General features: G+C 63.5%; 22 protein-coding genes. 11 read left to right on the plus strand and 11 right to left on the minus strand.

Translation table 11 applies throughout. The features are described from left to right. Positions 1-156: 156 nt before the first annotated feature. The 3 genes from AC3EMP_RS14535 to AC3EMP_RS14545 all read left to right on the plus strand — a co-directional run bounded on the left by AC3EMP_RS14535 (position 157) and on the right by AC3EMP_RS14545 (position 3,016). Positions 157-492, plus strand: a complete 336-nt coding sequence (locus AC3EMP_RS14535; protein WP_023805680.1) for an ArsR/SmtB family transcription factor — start codon at positions 157-159, stop codon at positions 490-492. 24 nt (positions 493-516) lie between these two features. Beyond that, complete coding sequence (locus AC3EMP_RS14540) at positions 517-2,397, plus strand: ABCB family ABC transporter ATP-binding protein/permease (RefSeq protein ID WP_023689133.1); 1,881 nt, start codon at positions 517-519, stop codon at positions 2,395-2,397. 283 nt (positions 2,398-2,680) lie between these two features. Then, the gene (locus tag AC3EMP_RS14545; protein ID WP_023685667.1) at positions 2,681-3,016 is read left to right on the plus strand and encodes an antibiotic biosynthesis monooxygenase; all 336 of its coding nucleotides are present in this window, start codon (positions 2,681-2,683) and stop codon (positions 3,014-3,016) included. Here the strand turns inward: AC3EMP_RS14545 and AC3EMP_RS14550 are convergent. Beyond that, positions 2,995-3,885 carry an SMP-30/gluconolactonase/LRE family protein gene (locus AC3EMP_RS14550; protein WP_352597496.1) on the minus strand — a complete coding sequence of 297 codons (891 nt, stop codon included), beginning with the start codon at positions 3,883-3,885 and terminating at the stop codon, positions 2,995-2,997. The genes AC3EMP_RS14545 and AC3EMP_RS14550 overlap by 22 nt on opposite strands. Positions 3,886-4,267: 382 nt before the next feature. Here AC3EMP_RS14550 and AC3EMP_RS14555 point away from each other — a divergent pair, with 382 nt between their 5' ends. Both AC3EMP_RS14555 and AC3EMP_RS14560 read left to right on the plus strand, forming a co-directional pair. Next, positions 4,268-4,777: a DMP19 family protein gene (locus AC3EMP_RS14555; RefSeq protein WP_352597497.1), complete on the plus strand. Its 510-nt coding sequence runs from the start codon at positions 4,268-4,270 to the stop codon at positions 4,775-4,777. Beyond that, a complete protein-coding gene (locus tag AC3EMP_RS14560; RefSeq protein WP_352709959.1) occupies positions 4,774-5,214 on the plus strand; it encodes a hypothetical protein in 441 nt (146 codons plus the stop codon). The genes AC3EMP_RS14555 and AC3EMP_RS14560 overlap by 4 nt, the downstream gene beginning before the upstream one ends. Positions 5,215-5,231: 17 nt before the next feature. Here AC3EMP_RS14560 and AC3EMP_RS14565 read toward each other — a convergent pair whose 3' ends face one another. Together AC3EMP_RS14565 and AC3EMP_RS14570 are read right to left on the minus strand one after the other, a co-directional pair. Beyond that, positions 5,232-5,375: a hypothetical protein gene (locus tag AC3EMP_RS14565; protein ID WP_352907525.1), complete on the minus strand. Its 144-nt coding sequence runs from the start codon at positions 5,373-5,375 to the stop codon at positions 5,232-5,234. 2 nt (positions 5,376-5,377) lie between these two features. Further along, complete coding sequence (locus AC3EMP_RS14570) at positions 5,378-6,058, minus strand: lysozyme inhibitor LprI family protein (protein ID WP_352597499.1); 681 nt, start codon at positions 6,056-6,058, stop codon at positions 5,378-5,380. Between the two features lie 181 nt (positions 6,059-6,239). On the opposite strand from AC3EMP_RS14570, the gene AC3EMP_RS14575 reads away from it, so the two are divergent. Both AC3EMP_RS14575 and pssA read left to right on the plus strand, forming a co-directional pair. Next, the gene (locus AC3EMP_RS14575) at positions 6,240-7,022 is read left to right on the plus strand and encodes a phosphatidylserine decarboxylase (protein WP_352597500.1); all 783 of its coding nucleotides are present in this window, start codon (positions 6,240-6,242) and stop codon (positions 7,020-7,022) included. Positions 7,023-7,025: 3 nt separating this feature from the next. Further along, positions 7,026-7,841 carry a CDP-diacylglycerol--serine O-phosphatidyltransferase gene (gene pssA / locus AC3EMP_RS14580; RefSeq protein ID WP_023672701.1) on the plus strand — a complete coding sequence of 272 codons (816 nt, stop codon included), beginning with the start codon at positions 7,026-7,028 and terminating at the stop codon, positions 7,839-7,841. A 160-nt stretch (positions 7,842-8,001) separates the two neighbouring features. Here pssA and AC3EMP_RS14585 read toward each other — a convergent pair whose 3' ends face one another. After that, positions 8,002-10,224 (minus strand): AMP-binding protein, encoded by a 2,223-nt coding sequence (locus AC3EMP_RS14585; protein ID WP_352518929.1) that lies wholly within the window; start codon positions 10,222-10,224, stop codon positions 8,002-8,004. 200 nt (positions 10,225-10,424) lie between these two features. Here AC3EMP_RS14585 and parS point away from each other — a divergent pair, with 200 nt between their 5' ends. Both parS and AC3EMP_RS14595 read left to right on the plus strand, forming a co-directional pair. Next, the gene (gene parS / locus AC3EMP_RS14590) at positions 10,425-10,913 is read left to right on the plus strand and encodes a type II RES/Xre toxin-antitoxin system antitoxin (RefSeq protein WP_023727360.1); all 489 of its coding nucleotides are present in this window, start codon (positions 10,425-10,427) and stop codon (positions 10,911-10,913) included. Continuing rightward, a complete protein-coding gene (locus AC3EMP_RS14595) occupies positions 10,910-11,416 on the plus strand; it encodes an RES family NAD+ phosphorylase (RefSeq protein ID WP_023805675.1) in 507 nt (168 codons plus the stop codon). Before parS ends, AC3EMP_RS14595 begins: the two co-directional genes overlap by 4 nt. 3 nt (positions 11,417-11,419) lie before the next feature. Here AC3EMP_RS14595 and AC3EMP_RS14600 read toward each other — a convergent pair whose 3' ends face one another. Next, positions 11,420-11,830 carry a tautomerase family protein gene (locus AC3EMP_RS14600; protein WP_023693979.1) on the minus strand — a complete coding sequence of 137 codons (411 nt, stop codon included), beginning with the start codon at positions 11,828-11,830 and terminating at the stop codon, positions 11,420-11,422. A 112-nt stretch (positions 11,831-11,942) separates the two neighbouring features. On the opposite strand from AC3EMP_RS14600, the gene AC3EMP_RS14605 reads away from it, so the two are divergent. Beyond that, complete coding sequence (locus tag AC3EMP_RS14605) at positions 11,943-12,806, plus strand: LysR substrate-binding domain-containing protein (RefSeq protein ID WP_023693978.1); 864 nt, start codon at positions 11,943-11,945, stop codon at positions 12,804-12,806. Between the two features lie 134 nt (positions 12,807-12,940). Here AC3EMP_RS14605 and AC3EMP_RS14610 read toward each other — a convergent pair whose 3' ends face one another. The 3 genes from AC3EMP_RS14610 to AC3EMP_RS14620 all read right to left on the minus strand — a co-directional run bounded on the left by AC3EMP_RS14610 (position 12,941) and on the right by AC3EMP_RS14620 (position 16,440). Then, entirely contained in the window at positions 12,941-13,849 is a 909-nt protein-coding gene (locus AC3EMP_RS14610) for a DMT family transporter (RefSeq protein ID WP_023689124.1), read from the minus strand. A 51-nt stretch (positions 13,850-13,900) separates the two neighbouring features. Further along, positions 13,901-14,788 carry a DMT family transporter gene (locus AC3EMP_RS14615; RefSeq protein WP_023693977.1) on the minus strand — a complete coding sequence of 296 codons (888 nt, stop codon included), beginning with the start codon at positions 14,786-14,788 and terminating at the stop codon, positions 13,901-13,903. Positions 14,789-14,937: 149 nt separating this feature from the next. Beyond that, complete coding sequence (locus tag AC3EMP_RS14620) at positions 14,938-16,440, minus strand: S10 family peptidase (protein WP_352597501.1); 1,503 nt, start codon at positions 16,438-16,440, stop codon at positions 14,938-14,940. Between the two features lie 287 nt (positions 16,441-16,727). Here AC3EMP_RS14620 and AC3EMP_RS14625 point away from each other — a divergent pair, with 287 nt between their 5' ends. Continuing rightward, positions 16,728-17,234: an OsmC family protein gene (locus AC3EMP_RS14625; protein ID WP_352597502.1), complete on the plus strand. Its 507-nt coding sequence runs from the start codon at positions 16,728-16,730 to the stop codon at positions 17,232-17,234. Between the two features lie 164 nt (positions 17,235-17,398). On the opposite strand, the gene AC3EMP_RS14630 is transcribed toward AC3EMP_RS14625, so the two are convergent. From AC3EMP_RS14630 to AC3EMP_RS14640, 3 genes are all read right to left on the minus strand, one after another. Then, positions 17,399-17,620: a hypothetical protein gene (locus AC3EMP_RS14630; RefSeq protein ID WP_023689120.1), complete on the minus strand. Its 222-nt coding sequence runs from the start codon at positions 17,618-17,620 to the stop codon at positions 17,399-17,401. Positions 17,621-17,757: 137 nt separating this feature from the next. Continuing rightward, complete coding sequence (locus AC3EMP_RS14635; RefSeq protein ID WP_023819181.1) at positions 17,758-18,387, minus strand: hypothetical protein; 630 nt, start codon at positions 18,385-18,387, stop codon at positions 17,758-17,760. 77 nt (positions 18,388-18,464) lie between these two features. Further along, positions 18,465-19,220 (minus strand): SDR family NAD(P)-dependent oxidoreductase, encoded by a 756-nt coding sequence (locus AC3EMP_RS14640; RefSeq protein WP_023705364.1) that lies wholly within the window; start codon positions 19,218-19,220, stop codon positions 18,465-18,467. Positions 19,221-19,239: the final 19 nt, after the last annotated feature.

Consider the following 19,239-nt stretch of genomic DNA (forward strand, 5'->3'; position numbering starts at 1 on the left):
CCGACCTTCTCTTTGCTGCAAACGACGTTGCGTCAGGACGTACCGACCCCCTCTGTCGCCTTCGGCGACATCTCCCCCTCGAGGGGGGAGATTAGGTCGCTCTACCCATCGGGTTAGCTTGCCACGCACCCGTTCATCGTCTATCGCCGATGAACGATGGCAGACTCGCTCACTGAACCAGACCACGCAAACTGCGCACCGCCCCAAAGCCGCGCCGTTGCCGCGAGCTTCGCCGCACTCTCGCACCCGGCGCGCATCGAGATCCTTAGACATCTGTCGGCCAGCCGCTCCTGCTGCTGCCGTGAGGTTGTCGACCATCTCGACCTCGCGCAGTCGACGGTCTCCCAGCATCTGAAAATCCTGGTCGAAGCAGGCTTGGTCCGCTTCGAGCCCGACCGCCAGCGCTCGCGCTATCAGCTCGACCGCGCCGCGCTCGCCGACGTTTCCGCATCGCTGACCGCACTCGTCAATTCCTGCTGCTCCGGCCGCTGATTTCTCACCCAAAAGGCAAGACAAGTGGCAGAAAAAACCGTTTCCGATAGCTCGACCTTCAGCACCTTGCGCAATCTGTGGCCCTATATGTGGCCGGCCGACCGCGCCGATCTCAGGGCACGCGTCACCTGGGCGACGCTGCTTCTAGTCGTTGCCAAGCTGACACTGGTTGCCGGGCCGTACTTCTTCAAATGGGCGACCGATTCTCTGGCCGGTGACGCCAAATCGCCGCCGCCGCTGCCATCCTTCCTGCTGGCGCCGGTGATGCTGGTCGTCGCCTACAATGTCGTGCGGCTGGTGCAACTCGGCTTCAACCAGCTGCGCGACGCGCTGTTTGCCCGCGTCGGCCAGTATGCGGTGCGTCAGCTTGCGTTCCGCACCTTCGTTCACATGCACCAGCTGTCGCTGCGCTTTCACCTCGAGCGCCGCACCGGCGGCCTGTCGCGCATCATAGAGCGCGGCACCAAGGGCATCGAGACGATCGTGCGCTTCATCATGCTGAACACGGCGCCGACCATCCTCGAATTCGCGCTGACCACCGGCATCTTCGCCTACACCTATGGCTGGAAATATGTGGTCGTGGTGGCGGCCACGGTGTGGCTCTACGTCTGGTTCACGGTGCGCGCCAGCGACTGGCGCATCTCGATCCGCCGCGACATGAACGACAGCGACACCGACGCCAATACCAAGGCGATCGACTCCCTGCTCAACTACGAGACCGTCAAATACTTCAACAACGAGGGTATGGAGGCCGAGCGCTTCGACCGTTCGATGGCGCGCTATGAAATGGCGGCGACCAGGATATGGACCTCGCTCGGTTGGCTGAATTTCGGCCAGGGCATCATCTTCGGTCTCGGCACCGTCATCGTCATGTGCATGTCGGCGCTGGAGGTGCAGGCCGGCACGCAGACGGTCGGCGACTTCGTCTTCATCAACGCCATGCTGATGCAGCTTTCGGTGCCGCTCAATTTCATCGGCTTCATCTACCGCGAAATCCGCCAGGGGCTGACCGACATCGAGCAAATGTTCGACCTGCTCGATGTGCCGCAGGAGATCACCGACAAGCCCGATGCCAAGCCACTCGCCGTTACAGCCGGCAAGGTCGAGTTCCGCGACGTGCATTTTGCCTACGATCCCAACCGCAAGATCCTGAAAGGTGTCTCCTTCGAGGTACCGGCCGGCAAGACGGTGGCCATTGTCGGACCGTCCGGCGCCGGCAAGTCGACGATTTCGCGGCTGCTATTCCGCTTCTACGACGTCCAGGGTGGTCAGGTGCTGATCGACGGCCAAGATGTCCGTGATGTGACGCAGGCGAGCCTGCGCGGCGCGATCGGCATGGTGCCGCAGGACACCGTGCTGTTCAACGACACCATCGCCTACAACATCCGTTACGGTCGCATCGGTGCCAGCGAAGAGGATATGCAGAAAGCCGCCGAGCTTGCCCAGATCGGCCCGTTTATCGAACGGCTGCCGGAAGGTTATCGCTCGATGGTCGGTGAGCGCGGGCTAAAGCTATCGGGCGGCGAAAAGCAGCGCGTGGCGATTGCCCGCACGATTTTGAAGGCGCCGCCGATCCTGATGCTCGACGAGGCGACCTCGGCGCTGGACAGCCACACCGAACAGGAGATCCAAGCCGCCCTCGACCTGGTCAGCAAGGGCCGCACCACCATCGTCATTGCCCACCGCCTGTCGACGGTGATCACCGCCGACGAGATCATCGTACTCAAGGACGGCGAGATCGCCGAACGCGGCACCCATGCCGAGCTGATGCGCCAACATGGCCTCTACGCCTCGATGTGGGATCGCCAGCGCGAGGCGACGGAAGCCGAAGAGAGGCTTCGGATTGCCAGGGAGAGCGATGAGTTGGGTGTGGTTGTGCGCAGAAGGACTTCGGAGGTGAACTAGGCGGCGGAGCGCCAATCTCCCCCCTTGAGGGGGAGATGTCGCCGAAGGCGACAGAGGGGGTCACCGCGCGTGGAGCGCTAACCTTCATCGGTCGCAAGGGGGCGCATCCAGTCGAACCGACCCCCTCTGGCCTGCCGGCCATCTCCCCTCAAGGGGGGAGATATGCAGCGTCGTCGCCATCATCACCACCGAAAATTTCCCCTTGACCTCAACCTAAGTTGAGATCGCAAACCCGTTCCTGAGCCACCGAACCCAAGTCATTCAAGAACGGAGACAGATTCAAATGGATAAACTTGCCGAGGCAGCCGTGTTCAGGGTCGACAAATTCGTCGTTCCTGCCGAGGCCCGTGAAGAAATCCTTCGCAAGGTCAGGGCAACGCATGAACTGCTGCGCCTGCAGCAAGGCTTCGTCCAGGATTTCGTGCTCGAGCAATTTTCGGGTCCGGGTGAGTTCAACCTAGTCACCATTGTCGAATGGGAAAACCAGGCGGCCGTCGACAATGTCGTGCCGATCGTCAAGGCGGCCCACGAGCGGGCGGGCTTCAACCCGCAGGAGACCATTGCCCGGCTGGGTGTGAAGGCCGATATCGCCAACTATCAGCGTCTGCCTGAGATGTAGGAGGGCCAGCCCGTGCCAGGTGCTGGCGCCTCGACGCTCAGCACCTGGCCGGTGCGGGCATCGCTGATCATATGTTCGAAGCCGCGCCATTGGGCGGCGACGATGAACAGCGTCTTGCCATCCAGGCCGCCGAGCATGCAGGCAAAGCAGCCGCGATCGGCATTGACGGACTGCAAGACCTCACCACCTTCGCGCACCCGCACACAGCGTTTGTTGGGAACATCCGCATACCAGGCAGTTCCTTCGGCATCGAGGCAGATGCCGTCGGGAAAGCCATCGAGATCGGCCCAGACCCGGCGGTTGGAAAGCCCGCCATCCTCCGCGATATCGAAGGCGGTCAGCCGGTTGGCATGCGACTCCGCCACGATCAGTGTCCTGTTGTCCGGCGTCACCGCCATGCCGTTGGCGAAAGCGATGTTCTCGGCCACTTGTCGAACCGAGCCGTCCGGCGTGATCAGCACGATGGTGCCGGGCCCGAAATGCTCGCCCGGTGCAGGCGCCGACCCGCCGCCATTGACATAGATGTTGCCGCGCCCGTCGACGACGATCTCGTTCCACGGGCTGTTTGACAGCGACCGAAGATCGGCATGGGTGGCCAGCGTTCCATCCGCCTCCTGCCGCAGCAACAAGCCATCCCGACCCGAGACGATCAGCAATCGGCCATCCGGCAACCAGTCGATCGAATAGGGCAGGATGGCCGGCACGGTGAGCATCACCTGGTTCCCGCCGTCCTCATCCACCGCGACGATCTCTCCGGTTCCCCAGTTGCAGAGCCACAGGCGTCCGTCGTGCCAGCGGGGAGACTCTCCGAAAGCGAGGCCTTCTGTAATGACCTTGGCGTTCAGGGCGACTGATTTCGAGGATGGCATCTCTGACCCTGGTTTGTCGACTCGCCGCAATTCGGCATTGTCGCGAAGCGCTTTCCTGCCAAGGACGTATGAATCTGTGGCGCCCCGACACCGTCGACAATTTCGGCAAACCATCGTGCGGATGCCTCTGGATCAGAGTGCCTTTAATCCTTGAGGGCAGCTGATATTGTCGCGTCGGAAATAACCCGTTCGCGCAAGTTTTGCGACCAAGAGAGTATTTCGATGTTCGGTTTCTTTTCCCGCAAATCCAAGAAAACGCCCGAGAAGTCGGCATCAGATTCTGGAAAGCAGTTGGAATTCGGCCTGCCGTTGCCGGTCGTCGTACTGCGTTCGAACGGTCGAGGATCCTGATGAAGAGCCGTTTTTTCTCGTCTTCGCTGTCATGCAATTCGTCACAGCGATGGTTTCCAAAGGACTCTATCGTTATCCCGAAATCGACACCAAGGCGATGCAGGTCCTTCATGCCGACTCGTACTCTTCGGAGGTAAAGAACGGCGGCCATAGTCAATTCATCCACAATGCCGGGCAGGAAATCGGCGCCATGATTGCCAACGCACGAGCTGGACTCACTGCTTGTGGCGCAAAGGGCCAGCTTGCGACTTTGGAAAAGATGTCCAGCTGGATTACAGACCATCCCAACGAAGCCGCCCAGCAGACGGGCTTCGAGGGCGGGCGGGATGATTTTCTCGATACACTTGATCATGCGTTCTACGTTGCGGATGAGGCCGCGCCCATGGAAAACCTTTTGGCGCGCTGGATCGCGTCATGGCCTGATCTGCAAGTTGTCGATAGTGACGATTACGACGACGTCATACACCGGCTGGTGATGGCCAATCCGAAGCGCGAAGGCAGGCTCTTCATAAGTCCGTTGGCAACTTGGCAGGCCAGATGATCTTGAGCTGGCGCGATGTCGGGGCCGGCCTTGCCTGCGCCAAGATCGCGCCGCCCGAGATCAAAATCGCGTTCGGCATGGCAAGGATGCTGAACATAGAAGGAGAGAAAAAGCTGGTTTTTCAACTTCAGACCAGCGCGAAGAAGACCCGACTATGCAGTGCGACGGAGACACACGTCACGGTCTACGAGTACATCGCTCCAGAAGAGTTGCTTGTCATACCGCCAGGCGAGAGCCCGCTAGCGGCTAACGCCCCGAAAGTTGGCGCCAAGCTTGGCATTGCTGAAGAGCCCGAGATCACAGCGGTCATTGAGCTGGCGGAACAATACCATGCTCCCGCCGCCGTCGACCTCCTGCTCCGCAAGGCAGGCTTCGACCCGACGGATGCCATCGTTCTGCGAATTCGGTGGTGCAGAAGGAGGAAGGAGCAATCGTGAATTGGGTGGTGCTGGCATCAGGCCAAGTCTTCCTTTTCCAATCGTTGCGGAACGGCGGTGTGCTCTTGCGCGGCAAGGATGATGAAAGCCTCGCTGAGGCCGCTATGGCCGAGCTCAATGCCCACTTTGATCGCTCCGCTGCGGCGGGTTAGCGACAGCAAGCCTACTTTTTCTCAGTCAGGAAGAACATGCCATCGGCATGGCCGTTGGCACCGCATGACAGGGGCTCCGATCTGCCATCCTTGCCGGCGCCGCTCTGCTCGACGACAAGCGCATCGCCGTCGCGTCGAAAGGTAAAGACAAAACCGGTTGGGTTGTCGTTGTCGACGGCACGGTCGACCAGCCGCAGAGTGTTGCGCTCCTCGACCGTGCCGTCGATCTCGCATGACCCACTTCCCGAGACTGGATTGGAAACGACATCTTCCGAGATTTCGACCTTGCCTCCGCCAACAGCCTTGATGTCGACGCTGCCGCGCACGCTGCTCCATGTGCCGATCAAACCTGCATCGGGGGGCTTGCGTATGCCGGACAGGAAGGTTGCGCGGTCGCGCAGGAATTCGCCGAGATCGAAAGTCTGTTGGTTCTTGGGCGAACTTTCGTTGAAACCGGCGATCTGATCGCGATAGGCGATGAAATCGCTTTGGTCGTCCCGCAGCGCCTTCCCGGCATGAGCATCGAGCCTCTTCAGCAGCGCGGTATAATTCTTCGCGACGTCGGCATCGGCTTGCGCCAGGACCGGATCGGCGCAAATGGCCTTTTCCGCCAAGCTGGCGGCCTTGGCGCAGTCGAAGGATGGCTTGCCTTGCGCAACTGCGTGGTCGCTCGCTGCCACAAGTACGGTCAAAACGGCACCCACGGCTGCCGATCGTATGGCAACAAGATACGTTTTGCCTGAATTTGGCGCCATGGCAGTCGGCCTTTTCGCCGCGCGTTCAGCCGGCGTTGGCCCGAATTCTGGCGGCAAAGCCGGCGGCAGGCAAGCACGTCACCGTTCCTGCCGGCTGCGGACGATGCGGCCTTGCCCAATGTTGCGTTGCGGCAGCGGAGCCTTTCCGGTATTGAGGCCGGACCTGAAACAGGGACCGCCCCCATCCCATGAGCCCCATCCGATGAGCCTTGTCGAATCGATCAAGAATGCCTTCGTTCCGATCCATCGCGAGGGCTATCCGTTCATTGCCGCCTTTGGTGCGGGCACGCTGTTCCTCGGCTATTTCTCCTCGGTGCTGTTCTGGATCGGCCTGATCCTGACCGCCTGGTGCGTCTATTTCTTCCGTGACCCCGAGCGTGTCACCCCGGTCGATGACAGGCTGGTGGTCAGTCCCGCCGACGGCGTCATCTCGGCGGTCGGCCCGGCCGTGCCGCCGCGCGAGCTTGGCCTCGGCAACACCGAGATGACCCGCATCTCGGTGTTCATGAACGTCTTTTCCTGCCATGTGAACCGCGCTCCGGTGCGCGGCCGCATCACCAAAATCGAGCACCGGCCGGGCAAGTTCCTGAATGCCGAACTCGACAAGGCAAGCTCGGAGAACGAGCGCAACGGGCTGGTCATAGACAGTCCCAACGGCATCGTTGTCGCCGTGCAGATTGCCGGCCTGGTGGCGCGCCGCATCGTCTGCTGGGCCGAGACCGGCGGCTCCATTGCCGTCGGCGAACGCTTTGGCCTGATCCGCTTCGGCTCGCGCGTCGATGTCTTCCTGCCGTCAACCGCGGTGCCGCGCGTCGCCGTCGGCCAGACGGCGGTCGGCGGCGAAACCGTGCTCGCCGAATTCGGCGGCGTCGCCGCAACCCCGCTCGTCAGGATTTCGTAAGCGGTGGGCGCGCCGTTCAAAAAGTTCGAGGCCCATGGCAGCGGCGGCCCGCGCATCCGCGAAATTCCGATGCGCATGGTGCTGCCTAATCTGGTCACCGTGCTTGCCATCTGCGCCGGCCTGTCCGGCATCCGCTTCGGCTTCGAGGGCCGTTTCGAGCCGGCCGTGGTGATGGTGCTGCTCGCCGCCTTCCTGGACGGCATAGACGGGCGCCTGGCGCGCATGTTGAAGGCGACATCCAAATTCGGCGCGCAGATGGATTCGCTGGCCGACATCGTCAATTTCGGCGTCGCGCCGGCACTGGTGCTCTACGCCTTCCTGCTCGACCGCGCCGGCTCCTTCGGCTGGATCGCAGCTCTTCTGTTCACCATCGCCTGTGGCCTGCGGCTGGCGCGCTTCAACGTGCTCGACGAAGACCATGACCGGCCGATCTGGCAGAGCGAATACTTCGTCGGCGTGCCGGCACCGGCCGGCGCCGTGCTGGTTATGCTGCCGCTCTATCTGTCCTTCCTGCGGCTCGGTCTCGAGCCGGACCGCCTGACGGCATTCGTCGCCACCGGCTTCACTGTGCTGGTCGCTTTCCTGCTGGTCAGCCGGCTGCCGGTCTATTCCGGCAAAAGCCTGAAAGTGCCGGGCGACAAGGTGCTGCCGATCATCCTGGCGGTCGTTCTCTACGTCCTGCTGTTGATGACCTATCCCTGGTACACGCTGACCGCCTCTGTCGCAGGCTATCTCATCTTCCTGCCTTTCAGCGTGCGGGCGTATTCGAAGCGCGCCAAGCGCGAGGGCGAAAAAGTGCCGCCGTCGGATATTGGGTAGTTGTTATCTCCCCCCTTGAGGGGGAGATGTCGCCGAAGGCGACAGAGGGGGTCGGTACGCCCCGGACGCGACCTCGTTTGAGCGAAGAGGACGTCGGCGCTTCACGCGAGGCGACCCCCTCTGGCCTGCCGGCCATCTCCCCCTCAAGGAGGGAGATACGCTAAGCCGCCAGGCCCAGCCCCAGCTTCTCGATCGCCAGGTTCCGCGTCGAGACATAATCCGTCTTGCCGGAACCCAGCACCGGGATCTCCCCGACCTTGACGATGTCGTTGGGCACCATCAGTTCGGCCGCACCTGCCTTCTTGCCGAAGGCGCGCAGTTCTTCCGGATCGGCGTCGTCGGCGGTGGTGACCAGCACGATGCGCTCGCCGCGCCTCTTGTCCGGCACCGCCACCGCGGCGTGGCGCTCTTCCGGCCACAGCGACTGCACCAGCATCTCGACGGCGCCCAACGACACCATCTCGCCAGCGATCTTGGCGAAGCGTTTTGCCCGGCCGCGAATGGTGATGAAGCCTTCGCGGTCGACCGAGACGATGTCGCCGGTGTCGTGCCAGCCGTCCAGCGGCTGCAATTCGCCGGGCCGGTCAGCGGTCATGTAGCCCATCATCAAATTCGGCCCGTCGAGCCACAGGCGGCCGGCACCCTCGATACCCTCGACCGGTTCGAGCTTCATGCGCATCGCCGGCAACAGCCGTCCGACCGTGCCGTCGCGACCATGGATGGCGGTGTTGACGGCGACGACGGGAGCGGCCTCCGTCAGCCCGAACCCCTCGATGATCGAGGCATCGAAGCGCTCGCGATAAACGCGCCGCGTCTCCGGCTTCACCGCTTCCGCGCCGGCGACGACGAAGCGCAGGCTGGAGAAATCGCCATCCTTGGCGGTGCGGGCATAGTTGGCAAGGAAAGTGTCGGTGCCGAACATGATGGTCGGCTTCACCTTGCGGGCGATCTCCGGGATGATCTTGTAGTGCAGCGGTGACGGGTAGAGGAACAGTTTCACCCCGGTCACCAGCGGCAGGATGGTACCGCCGGTCAGGCCGAAAGAGTGAAAAACCGGCAGCACGTTGAGCAGGATGTCGGACGGCGAAATGGTAATGCGCGCCTCGGCCTGCATGGCGTTGGCGTGGAGATTGCGGTGCGACAGCACCACGGCCTTGGGCGTGCCTTCCGAGCCTGAGGTGAACAGGATTGCGGCGGGCTTGGCCGCATCCTGCCGCTGCAGCGGGAACCGCCACAGCACCGCTGCTGCGAGCTTTTCCAGCGTCGTGACGCTTGCGCGCACATCCTCCAGCCACAGCATTTTGGCGCCGCCGGCCTCGATGGCGGCGATGATGTCGGCAAGCGCCGCCTTCTCGACGAACGCGCGCGAGGAAACCACCGTTCGGATGACTGCCGCGCGCACCGCGGCGGTTACGCTGGCCGGCCCTGCCGTGTAGTTGATCATCGCCGCTACCCGGCCGGCCGAGAGCAGGCCGACGAAGGACAGCACCACGCCATTGGCGTTGGGCAGCAAAACCCCGACCGCTTCGCCGGGCGCCGCCACCGCCTCGAAACGGCGGCCGAGCACGCGTGCGCCGATGAACATTTTTCGATAGCTGAGCGAGCCGCTGATCACATCCTCGATGATCGGATGCGAGGCGCCGGTGCGATCCGCGGCATCGCGCATGGCCAGGAACAGGCCGCGATCGAGGTTGCTGCCATAAAGGCGCGCCTCGGCGATGCGGTCGAACAACGCATTGGTGTTGGAAGCCTGGTCGGGGTTGCGCGCCACCAGTTCGGCAATCGTCATTGGCTCCAGCACGCTGATCGAGAGTTTTGGGAACCAGTGGCGCGGCGCCCGGTTCTTTGGCGTCAAGGAAACCGGCAGGTCGCGCGAGCCGGTGACGAAGATCGGCACGATGCGGGCGTCGGCCTGCATGGCGATGCGGGTGACGGCGCGGAACAGGCGAAACGTCTTCACATCGGGCTCGACGTCATCGGGCAGATAGACGGCAAGCCGGCCTTTACCCTTCAGCACCCTGACCAGCCGCCGGCTGACGAAGAGATGCTCGGCGTTGAAGGCGATGGTGCGGCCAAGCTCGCGCCAAGGCTCCATCCAGGGCGAGCGCGCCGAGGCCTCGTCGAGAATGTGCAGCGTGTCGTCGGGCAGCAGCGACAGCATCAGCGCCGGCTCGAAGCGTGACTGGTGCGAGACCACATAGATCACCGGCGTCGGCGCGTTGCGGGCAATGCGGATGCGCCGGTCATCGATCCGGTAGGCGAGCTTGAACGGCACATAGAGTAGCGCCTGGGTAAAGCGCAGGTCGAGACGAAACGTCTCGATAGCGCCAATCAGCAGCCAGGCCAGCACGAGGCCTGCAAGCAGCGCCAGTGTCAGGATCATGCCGCGTCTCTCCCAACGGTCCGGTATGCGGCTCTTCGTCCGCTTCGAGAGCAGAGGGTAGCGCAATGGGGAGCAAGGTCAATGCGCGGGTGCGAGGGAGCGGTGTTCCACCCGACCTCACCAGGCAATGACCCAAACGCAGGCCTTGAAATGTTGCGACACGTGTCGTAAATAAAAGCGACACGTGACGGAGAGGTAATATGGCCAGTTCCCCGCTGGGTTTTGCCGAGGCACCACATATGGAGCCGGAGTTCGAACGAATGGTCGACCTGTTTGGTGGACGGAAGGTTCTTGGATTCTCGGTAGCCAGTCCTCTTGAGGCACATGAAATGATCCTGCATGGAATTCCGGGCCAGGCGCTCGAAAGCCTCGTCCGGCATCTGATGGTCATTGATCCCGCCGATGCGTTTGAGACCGCATTCGGCATGAGCGAGCGGACATTTCAGCGGCACAAATCGGATCACTCCAAGACCCTCAGTCGGGAGCAAGGTTCCAGAACCTGGAACTTCGCCAAGCTCCTGACAAAGGCCACGTCCGTGCTCGGGACTCAGGAAGACGCGGAAAAATGGATGATCGAGTCTGCCATGGGTTTGGACAATCGCCGGCCGATCGATCTGCTGGCCACGGCGGCGGGCACTGCGCTTGTGCAGGAGTTTCTTGAGCGGCTCGACTATGGTGTCTACGCGTGACGCCTTTGCCGGGCTCCCTCGGAACAGGGCAGTTGTTGGGCTGGAGGCTTGATCACAGACGCTTCATGGCGAGCTGGGACAGTGGCGAAGGAGCCTTCAAGCTTGGGGGAAGGTGGAACAGCAAAGGGATCAGAGCCGTATATGCGTCCATCGACCCATCGACCGCCATCTTGGAGGTGGCGGTCCACAAGGGGTTTCGCACGCTGGATACTGTCCCTCACGTGCTGACGGCATTCGACATCGTCGATCCATCAGAGATTTATGTGGTCCAAACCGACGATATTCCGAACGCGAACTGGCTGCGTCCCGGCATCCCGGGCGCCGGACAGCAGCAGTTCGGCGATGGTCTGCTGGCAAAGCATCCGTTCTTTCTGATCCCCAGCGCGGTATCCCAGCACAGCTGGAACCTGGTGTTCGATCCCAACCGGGCGGCAGGCCTTTATAGCTTGCATCTCCGGGAGGACTTCGCGCTTGATACAAGGCTTCATCCTCCCGCTGGGTAGCAATCAGGCCGTGGCCTTCAGCCGCCCACTGATGAACCGGAACTCCTGCGACTTGCCGCCATAACCGTATGCCGCGGCCGGGACTTCATGCACGAAGGCATAGCTTTCCTCGTGCACACCACCCAGCAACTTACCGAAGGCCTCAAAGATCGCCTTCAGATAGGCTTCCAGCTCCAGCTTGGTGTTGGTGCCGTCGACCACCTTGATGTCGAGCCAGAAAGTATTGGCGCCGTGCTCGGCCAGCGACTTGCCGCCGGCGAACCAGTGCTGCGGGTCGATATAGGTGACAGCGACGGCAGTGATCGTCGGGTCCTTGCGCAGATGGGTTGCGGTCAGGCCGGTGATTTCCTTGGCGATTGTGGCGGACAGCTTGGCGTCGGGCTTGCCGGTGACGCTGATGTTGATGATGGGCATTTTTCTCTCCTTCGTTTGAGCGGCGTCTGTTTGCCGTTGGAGAGACAATGCCATCATCTTTGAATCAAAAAAATCGAATTGTTTCGAACAAAAGGTTCTGTATTATCGAAGTATGCAAGCTCTCGATCCCGATCTGCTCAAAACCTTCCTTGCCTTTGTCGATGGCGGCTCGCTGGCTCAGGCTGCGTCTGCTGTCGGCCGCTCGCCCTCGGCGGTGACCGCGCAGATGCAGCGTCTCGAGGAGATCGTCGGCGAACCGCTGCTGGTGGCGCAGGGGCGCGGGCGCGGGCTGACGCCGGCCGGCGAGGATCTTGTCGGTCATGCCCGCCGCATTCTTGCCGTGCACAGCGAGGCCTGGCTGGCGCTCAAGGGCGCGCGTGCCGCTGGTCGCGTCGCCATCGGCACGACACAGGATTTCGCCGATAGCGGCCTGCCGGAGCTGCTGCGCGCCTTCGCGACCAGCCATCCGCGCGTCAGGGTCGAACTCCGCGTCGGCCGTTCGGCCGAGCTTGGCGAGGCGCTGCAGGCCGGGCAGCTCGATCTGGCCGTTGTCATGCGCAAGACGCCGGCCAATGACGAAGTCGGGCTGTTCAGTGAGCCGATGCTGTGGCTGTGCTCGCAAAAAGGGCTTGCCGTGCGGGAAGAGGAATTGCCGCTGGCGCTGCTCGACCCCTATTGCGGCTTTCGCGAAGCAGCACTCGCGGCCCTCGATGCTGCCGGCCGCCGCTACCGCATTGCCGCCGGCAGCGCCAGCCTTGCCGGCTTGCGCACGGCGGTCAATGCCGGCATCGCGCTGACCTTGCGCACCGCCCGCTTTGCCCATTCAGGCATTGCCGAAGCACCGCGCGAATTCGCCCTGCCGCCGGTGCCGACAGCGCAATTCGCGATAAAACTCGGCCAGGGCGCCGAGCGGCCGGCGCGCGATCTTGCCATCCTGCTCAGCGACAACCTCGCCTTGCCCGGCTTTGCCGGCTGATGTCCAAAGAAAAAGCCGACCTTTACGGTCGGCTTTGAGGAGGACGGGTCGAGGGGTTTGGGGGGACTTGGGGGGTGACCCGTCGCACATAAAACTGCCTGATCCGCATGATGGTTCCATGACTTGGAAAATAATTATTGGGTTGCCGCACTTTTTCTCGCGGCCAGCCAGTCGCGCCCCGCATGGGCGAAAACCGCGCACAGTACTATGGCGCCGCCGATCAGGCTGGCGGCCGGCGCGATCTCGCCGAGGAACAGGAAGGCGAACAGGATCGCAAACGGCACTTCGGCGGCACCGAGAAGGCCGGACTCGGGCGCAGGGATCAGCCGCGAGCCTTCCGTCCACAGGATCGACGCCGCCGCAAACGAGCCTCCGAAGGCGACGAGCAGCACGGCGTCGCGAGCAGAAATCGCCAGGGGGTCGGTGACGAACCAGCCGAGCACGAACAGCAGAAGCGCCGAGACTGCGCCCGCCCACACCACCGGCGTGTCGCGGAAGGCGCGCACCATGATCATGTAGAGCGCGCTGCCGGCGGTCATCAGCAGCGCGAGCCCATCGCCAAACAGATGACCGCTGCCGAAGCCGGAGCCGACCATCATCGCCACGCCGCACAGCGAAACGGCGGCGGCGGCAAGCGTCTGCGCCCGGAACGGCTCGCGCACCAGCACGAAGGCGAGCAGCGCGGTGATGAAGGGCGCGGTGGCGTAGATGACCGCGACATTGGCGACATAGGTGAATTTGAACGCCGAGATGAAGGCGATGCTGGCCGCGGCGCCCTCGAGGGCCAGCAACCAGCCGCGCCAGCCAAGCCGCAAGCTTTCCCGCCCGCCGGAGCGGCGCCGGCGCCACAGCACATAGAAGGTGATCAGGATCGCGCCGACAAAGCCGCGCCAGCAAGTGATGGTCAGCGGGTCGGCGTGGATCGATTTGGTCAGCACGCCGGTGAGGGCGAAGAAAGCCGCCGAGGCCGCCACCAGCATGATGCCGAGCGTACGCTCGGCAGCGGTATCTGTGGTGCCTGGGCCGTCGAGCGCTTCCGTCATCTCAGCAGCCTATCCGTCTTCTCCTGCCACCATGCTGTCAGCACGGGGTACTCATAGCCGCTTGCGGAAATGCTCGTTGCCGATGATCAGCAGGCCGGCGCCGACGATCAACGCCGCCCCCAGAAACACCTCGCGACGCGGCACGTCGCCCCAGATCGCAAAGCCGAGCCCGAAGGCCCAGACCAATGAGGTGTATTCGAACGGCGCCACGATCGACACCGGCGCCCGCTTCATGCCTTCGAACAGCATAAATTGCGCCACGCCGCCGAGCGCGCCGACGCTGATCAAAAGCAGCAACTGGCGCCAGTCCGGCATCTGCCAGACCAACAGCGCCGGCACCGTGGAAAACACCAGGAAGTAGAAATTGTTGAGCACAAGCTGGATCAGCGTGCGCTCGGCCAGCGCCGTCTTGCGCAACAGCACCACGGCAATGCCCCACAGCACTGCCGCAGCCAGTACCAAGAGCATCGGCACGGACAAGCCGAGACGAGTGGGATCACAGGCGATGAAGACGCCGACGAAGCCGATGAACACCGCCAGCCAGCGCAACAGCGGCACCTTTTCGCCAAGCATCGCCACCGACAGCACGGTGACGATGATCGGGGCGGCGTAATAGATGGTGGTGAGTTCGGCCAGCTGCAGGGAGCGGGCCGCGTTGTAGTAGCAGAGCCAGGCGCCGAGCGTGAAGGCGCTGCGCACCAGCATCGGCCGCACGATGGGCGAGCGCATTGTGTCGGCAAAGATGGGCGGTCCGCCGATTGCAGCACAGCCGATAAGCACAGCGATCGAGCGGAAGAACATGATCTGCCAGACGCTGATGCCGACGACCAGAAGCTTGATCGCGGCGTCCTGCGTCGAAAACAGGAAATAGGCGCAGCCGGTGAACAGGATGCCGGCAAGCACCCTTTCGCGGGTTTCCAGAATGGCAATATCGGCCATGCGGCGTGTCCGGCGCTGTCAAGAGGACGAAGAAGAAGCCTGCCCCAATCAGGCTCCCATTGCAGGCTATACGGGCGAAAGCCTGCGGGGCGCTACGCCAGTGGCAAGCTTGCGTTGGCGCAGCCTGGCCGACAGCGTGGGCACGCCGTTCACTGTGTTGCCTGGTAGAGCTCCGAAGCAGCCTCCTTCAGGGCGCGCCGGCCGCCCGGCCTGAGATACATCATGTGGCCGCCCTCGATGACGTCGAGACGGATAGGTTTTGCCCCGCCGAGCGTCGGGATTTGGCTCACCAGATAGCGTGAGGCCAGATAGGGAGTGACCAGATCGGTGTCGCCGTTGACGATCACCACGCCGAGCCCCGGGTTGAGCGAGCGCGCCCGCTGCAGATCGTCCATCACCCCGGCATAGCCTTGCCGCGAGCCGCCATAGTCCCAGGCGTGGGTCACATCGCCATTGAGCAACCTGTAGCTGACATCGGTGCGAAAATTCAGCTCGTCGCGCGCATAACCGACAAAGGCCGAGGTCAGCGCCGGCACGCTGCGGTCGAGCACCGGATCCGGGCCGGCGCTGCGGGCGCTCTCCGGGGCGATGTCGCTCGTGGCGATGGTGCCGTCATACGGGCTGAGCACTTTTCCACTGGGGCGCTGGAATTCGCGCGCGAACAGGGCGGTCGGGATGCGGGCGAAATTGCGTTGCACGAGGTCGAGCGGCAGGCCGGTGATCTCGGCCACGCGCTGGCTGGCCAGTCGCCCACCCTGTTCCAGCCCGCCGGCCAGAGCGGTGAGGTAGTCACCCATAGCATAGTGTTCGACCTCGGCGAGCTTTTCGCGCAGCGCCTCGCCGCTGAGGCCTTCGCTGCGCAGGCGCACCGCCGCCAGCGAGGGCAGTTCCAGCGCCCAATGCAGTGGCTGGAATTCGTCGGGCAGCACCAGCGTGAACTCCAGTGCAGGCGAGATCAGCACGATGCCGTTGGGGCTCAGGCCGACATCTTCCTGCAGGGTCCTGGCGAGAAGTGCCGCTCGGAACCCGCCATAGCTTTCGCCGGCGAGGAAGAGCGGCGATCCGGTGCGGCCGTTCTGGGCGAGATAGAGCCGGATGAAAGCGCCGATCGAACTGGCGTCCTGGCTGACGCCCCAAAAATCTTTCGTGTCCTGGCCGGGGGCCTCGCGGCTGTAGCCGGTGCCGACCGGATCGACGAAGACGAGGTCGGTCATGTCGAGCCAACTGTCGGGATTGTCGATCAGCTTTTGCGGCGGCGGCAGGAATTGGCCATCGGCGCCGGTCGCGACGACACGCGGGCCGAGTGCGCCGAGATGCAGATAGGCGGATGCCGCGCCCGGGCCGCCATTGAAGACGAAGGTGATGGGGCGAGCCTTCTCCGCGCCCGCCAGTGGCGGCAGCGTGTAGGCGACATAGAAGATTTCCGCGGTGACCTCGCCCTTGCCGGATAGCAGCGACAGCGCGCCGGCCTTTGCCTGATAGTCCAGCTTGCGCCCGGCAATGGTGATTGAATGGCTGGTCGTCTGCGGTGCCGGCAGCAGCGACAGCACGCCTGCCGGGGCGGGGCGCTCGGGCGTTTCGGCGAGGCCGGGCTGCGCGAAGGCTGCAAGCACCAACAGGGTAAGCGAGATCAGTTTCAGCTTGAACGGCATGATGCCTCCGCGGGAATGACTCTGCTTAGGTATGGCTCGGGCGGTCGAAGTCAAAGTAACTCTTCGCGAGCTAGCGTTCCTTCACGCCCCCTCTGTCCTGCCGGACATCCCCCACAGGGATGGAGATTGGATGTCGCGACCGCTTTCGCTAATCGCCGGCGTAGAAAGCGCCATCGGCGAAGCTGCAGATCTCCCCCCTGTGGGGAGGTGGCCGGGCCAGAGGGGGGCGCTGTCTCGCTGGCATATCAGTGCTATCAAAGCGCGACGGACTCGAAAAGGAATGCAACATGGACGCCACCGCACTCAAGGCCATGCAGGCACCGATCAAGGAGGCTTATCGCGACGATTCCTCGCAAGCGCTGATCACGCTTCGCGCCAAAGGCTCCATCGACGACCAGTCGATTGCCTGCAAGGTCGAGACGGGCAGGGCGCTGGCGGTCGCCGGCCTGCATCCGGCGACCGGCGGTTCCGGGCTCGAATTGTGTTCGGGCGACATGCTGCTCGAGGCGCTGGTGGCGTGCGCCGGGGTGACGATGAAGGCGGTGGCCACCGCACTAGAGTTCAAACTCGGCGCAGCCACCGTCGAGGCCGAAGGCGATCTCGACTTTCGCGGCACGCTGGGCGTGGCCAAGGACGCCCCCGTGGGCTTTCGCGCCATCCGGTTGAATTTCAACCTCGACACGGATGAGCCGCAGGATCGCATCGACGCGCTGATCAAGCTGACGGAACGCTATTGCGTGGTCTTCCAGACCATCAACAGCAAGCCGGAGCTGACGGTGAAGGCGCGCGCCTGATCTCCCCCCCACAAGGGCCCTTGAGGGGGAGATGTCGCCGAAGGCGACAGAGGGGGTCGGGCCGACTGGACGCGACGCCCTTTGTGCGGAAGGAGGTTGGCACTCTACGCGAGGCGACCCCCTCTGGCCTGCCGGCCATCTCCCCCTCGAGGGGGGAGACTACGCTACTGCGCCGCCGGCTCTTCCGCATCACCCTCATCGGTGAAAGGCGAGGCGCTCGGCACGCAGTTGACCGCCCAGCCGGCCGGCGTCGGCTGCTTCTGATATTCGGTAATCGCGTTTGTGCACTGTTCGCGGGTGTCGAAGGTGCTGGGCAGCACCACCATGCCGCCTTGCGGGCCGGCGATCACCAGGTACCAGACCAATGCTACGCTGGGAGCAGCCATGGGAATTCCTCGCTTTGCTGGGTGTCGGAGTCGGGTTGACCCTAGCAACTCCCGGCTGATGGCGAAAGCAGGGCGAGGGGGGAGGGGGCCTGCCGGACCATCACAGACCCGTGAACGAACCGCTCCCCAGACTTCTCTCAGTTCGTCGCAAAGCAGTAGAACAGGCCGTCGCCGCCGGTGCCTTTCAGCGCCTCCTGGCTGCAGCCGCCGCGCGAGGCATGCGAGGAGTTCCAGGATTTCGCCGCCGCCGACTCGTCGAGGCCGGTGCGGTCGTGATGGCCCATCATCGCCGCGCCCTCCGCCCCGCTCAAGGTCCAGTCGCCGCAGGTCTGGTCGGCGATCTTGGTGCCGTCGGGCTTCGAGCCGGTCAGAATGTCGTGCCGGTTCGGCTTGTCGCCGCGGCCGTTGACCATCTCGCCCTTTTCGTTGAGCGCCGTCTGCTTGGTGATGGCGTTGGCGTCGCTGTGCAGCGAGGCGACGTCATCGGCGATCTTCTCGCCCTTGGCGTTGACCCAGGGACCCTTGCCGATACGGTCGCGCGCATCGACATTGGCGCTCGAGAGATAGGCGTGCCATTCCTTGCCGGTAACCCCAGCCGCTTCCGCCAGCGAGGCGCAATGCGCGTCGGCACCCTTGAGACCGCCGAGATCGGCGCCCTTGCCGGAACCGACGCTGGTGACGAAGAAACTCATCTTGGCGTCTTGCGCCAGCGCCACGCCGGCTGTGGCGGCAATCGCGGCGGCGGCAACGAGAAGAAGTCTACGCATGTCGGTCCTCCGGTTTCGAATGTCCTACATTCGAAGAAACGTAACTGGAGGCCTGTTTAATCCCGCTACAACCCGGTTTATTCCGGCTGCCGGTAGGCGACGAAGCGGTTGTTCTTGACCTGGAAGATCAGCCCCGTCTCTTTCATCTCGGGGCTCGCCAGCGGCACGATGCGTTTTGCCACCTCTGACGGGTGCGGCAGCGTTTCCGGATCCTCGCCGGGCGCGGCCTGCGCACGCATGGCGGTGCGGGTGGCGCCGGGGTCGACCGCATTGATGCGGAGCGCCAGGCTCTGCGTCTCATGCGCCCAGGAACGCGTCATGGCTTCCACAGCCGCCTTCGACGCCGCATAGGGCGCCCAGAAGGCGCGCGCCGAATGCGCGGCCCCGGACGACATGAGAATGGCGCGGCCGGCGTCGGACAGCCTGAGCAGCGGGTCGACCGAGCGGATCAGCCGCCAGGTCGAGGTGACATTGATGGTCATAACCTTCTCGAAGGTTTTGGCCTCGACATGGCCGATCGGCGAGATGACGCCGAGCACACCGGCATTGGCCACCAGAATGTCGAGCTTGCCCCAGCGCTCGTGAATGGCGCCGCCCAGCCGGTCGATGCCGGCCATGTCTGAGAGGTCGAGAGGCACCAAAGTCGCTTCGCCCTTGCCGGTTTTCGCGCGCTCGGCCTTGATCTGGTCGTCGAGTTCTTCCAGCCCGCCGACGGTCCGGGCTACCGCAATGACATGCGCGCCGGCGGCGGCAAGTTCCTTGGCGATGAAGTAGCCGATGCCGCGCGAGGCGCCGGTAACGACCGCGACGCGGCCGGAGAGGTCGAGGGTCATGCGAGCGCTTTCAAGGATA

This window comes from Mesorhizobium sp. P160219 (assembly GCF_057786095.1).

What these genes read in the sequence shown, in the direction of transcription:
- AC3EMP_RS14535 (WP_023805680.1), top strand. Translation starts at nt 157, where the DNA reads ATGGCAGACTCGCTCACTGAACCAGACCACGCAAACTGCGCACCGCCC.
- AC3EMP_RS14600 (WP_023693979.1), bottom strand. Translation starts at nt 11,830, where the DNA reads ATGCCCATCATCAACATCAGCGTCACCGGCAAGCCCGACGCCAAGCTG.
- AC3EMP_RS14545 (WP_023685667.1), top strand. Translation starts at nt 2,681, where the DNA reads ATGGATAAACTTGCCGAGGCAGCCGTGTTCAGGGTCGACAAATTCGTC.
- AC3EMP_RS14635 (WP_023819181.1), bottom strand. Translation starts at nt 18,387, where the DNA reads ATGCGTAGACTTCTTCTCGTTGCCGCCGCCGCGATTGCCGCCACAGCC.
- AC3EMP_RS14625 (WP_352597502.1), top strand. Translation starts at nt 16,728, where the DNA reads ATGGACGCCACCGCACTCAAGGCCATGCAGGCACCGATCAAGGAGGCT.
- AC3EMP_RS14615 (WP_023693977.1), bottom strand. Translation starts at nt 14,788, where the DNA reads ATGGCCGATATTGCCATTCTGGAAACCCGCGAAAGGGTGCTTGCCGGC.
- AC3EMP_RS14550 (WP_352597496.1), bottom strand. Translation starts at nt 3,885, where the DNA reads ATGCCATCCTCGAAATCAGTCGCCCTGAACGCCAAGGTCATTACAGAA.
- AC3EMP_RS14585 (WP_352518929.1), bottom strand. Translation starts at nt 10,224, where the DNA reads ATGATCCTGACACTGGCGCTGCTTGCAGGCCTCGTGCTGGCCTGGCTG.
- AC3EMP_RS14555 (WP_352597497.1), top strand. Translation starts at nt 4,268, where the DNA reads ATGCAATTCGTCACAGCGATGGTTTCCAAAGGACTCTATCGTTATCCC.
- AC3EMP_RS14620 (WP_352597501.1), bottom strand. Translation starts at nt 16,440, where the DNA reads ATGCCGTTCAAGCTGAAACTGATCTCGCTTACCCTGTTGGTGCTTGCA.
- AC3EMP_RS14610 (WP_023689124.1), bottom strand. Translation starts at nt 13,849, where the DNA reads ATGACGGAAGCGCTCGACGGCCCAGGCACCACAGATACCGCTGCCGAG.
- AC3EMP_RS14640 (WP_023705364.1), bottom strand. Translation starts at nt 19,220, where the DNA reads ATGACCCTCGACCTCTCCGGCCGCGTCGCGGTCGTTACCGGCGCCTCG.
- AC3EMP_RS14575 (WP_352597500.1), top strand. Translation starts at nt 6,240, where the DNA reads ATGTTGCGTTGCGGCAGCGGAGCCTTTCCGGTATTGAGGCCGGACCTG.
- parS (WP_023727360.1), top strand. Translation starts at nt 10,425, where the DNA reads ATGGCCAGTTCCCCGCTGGGTTTTGCCGAGGCACCACATATGGAGCCG.
- AC3EMP_RS14630 (WP_023689120.1), bottom strand. Translation starts at nt 17,620, where the DNA reads ATGGCTGCTCCCAGCGTAGCATTGGTCTGGTACCTGGTGATCGCCGGC.
- AC3EMP_RS14605 (WP_023693978.1), top strand. Translation starts at nt 11,943, where the DNA reads ATGCAAGCTCTCGATCCCGATCTGCTCAAAACCTTCCTTGCCTTTGTC.
- AC3EMP_RS14560 (WP_352709959.1), top strand. Translation starts at nt 4,774, where the DNA reads ATGATCTTGAGCTGGCGCGATGTCGGGGCCGGCCTTGCCTGCGCCAAG.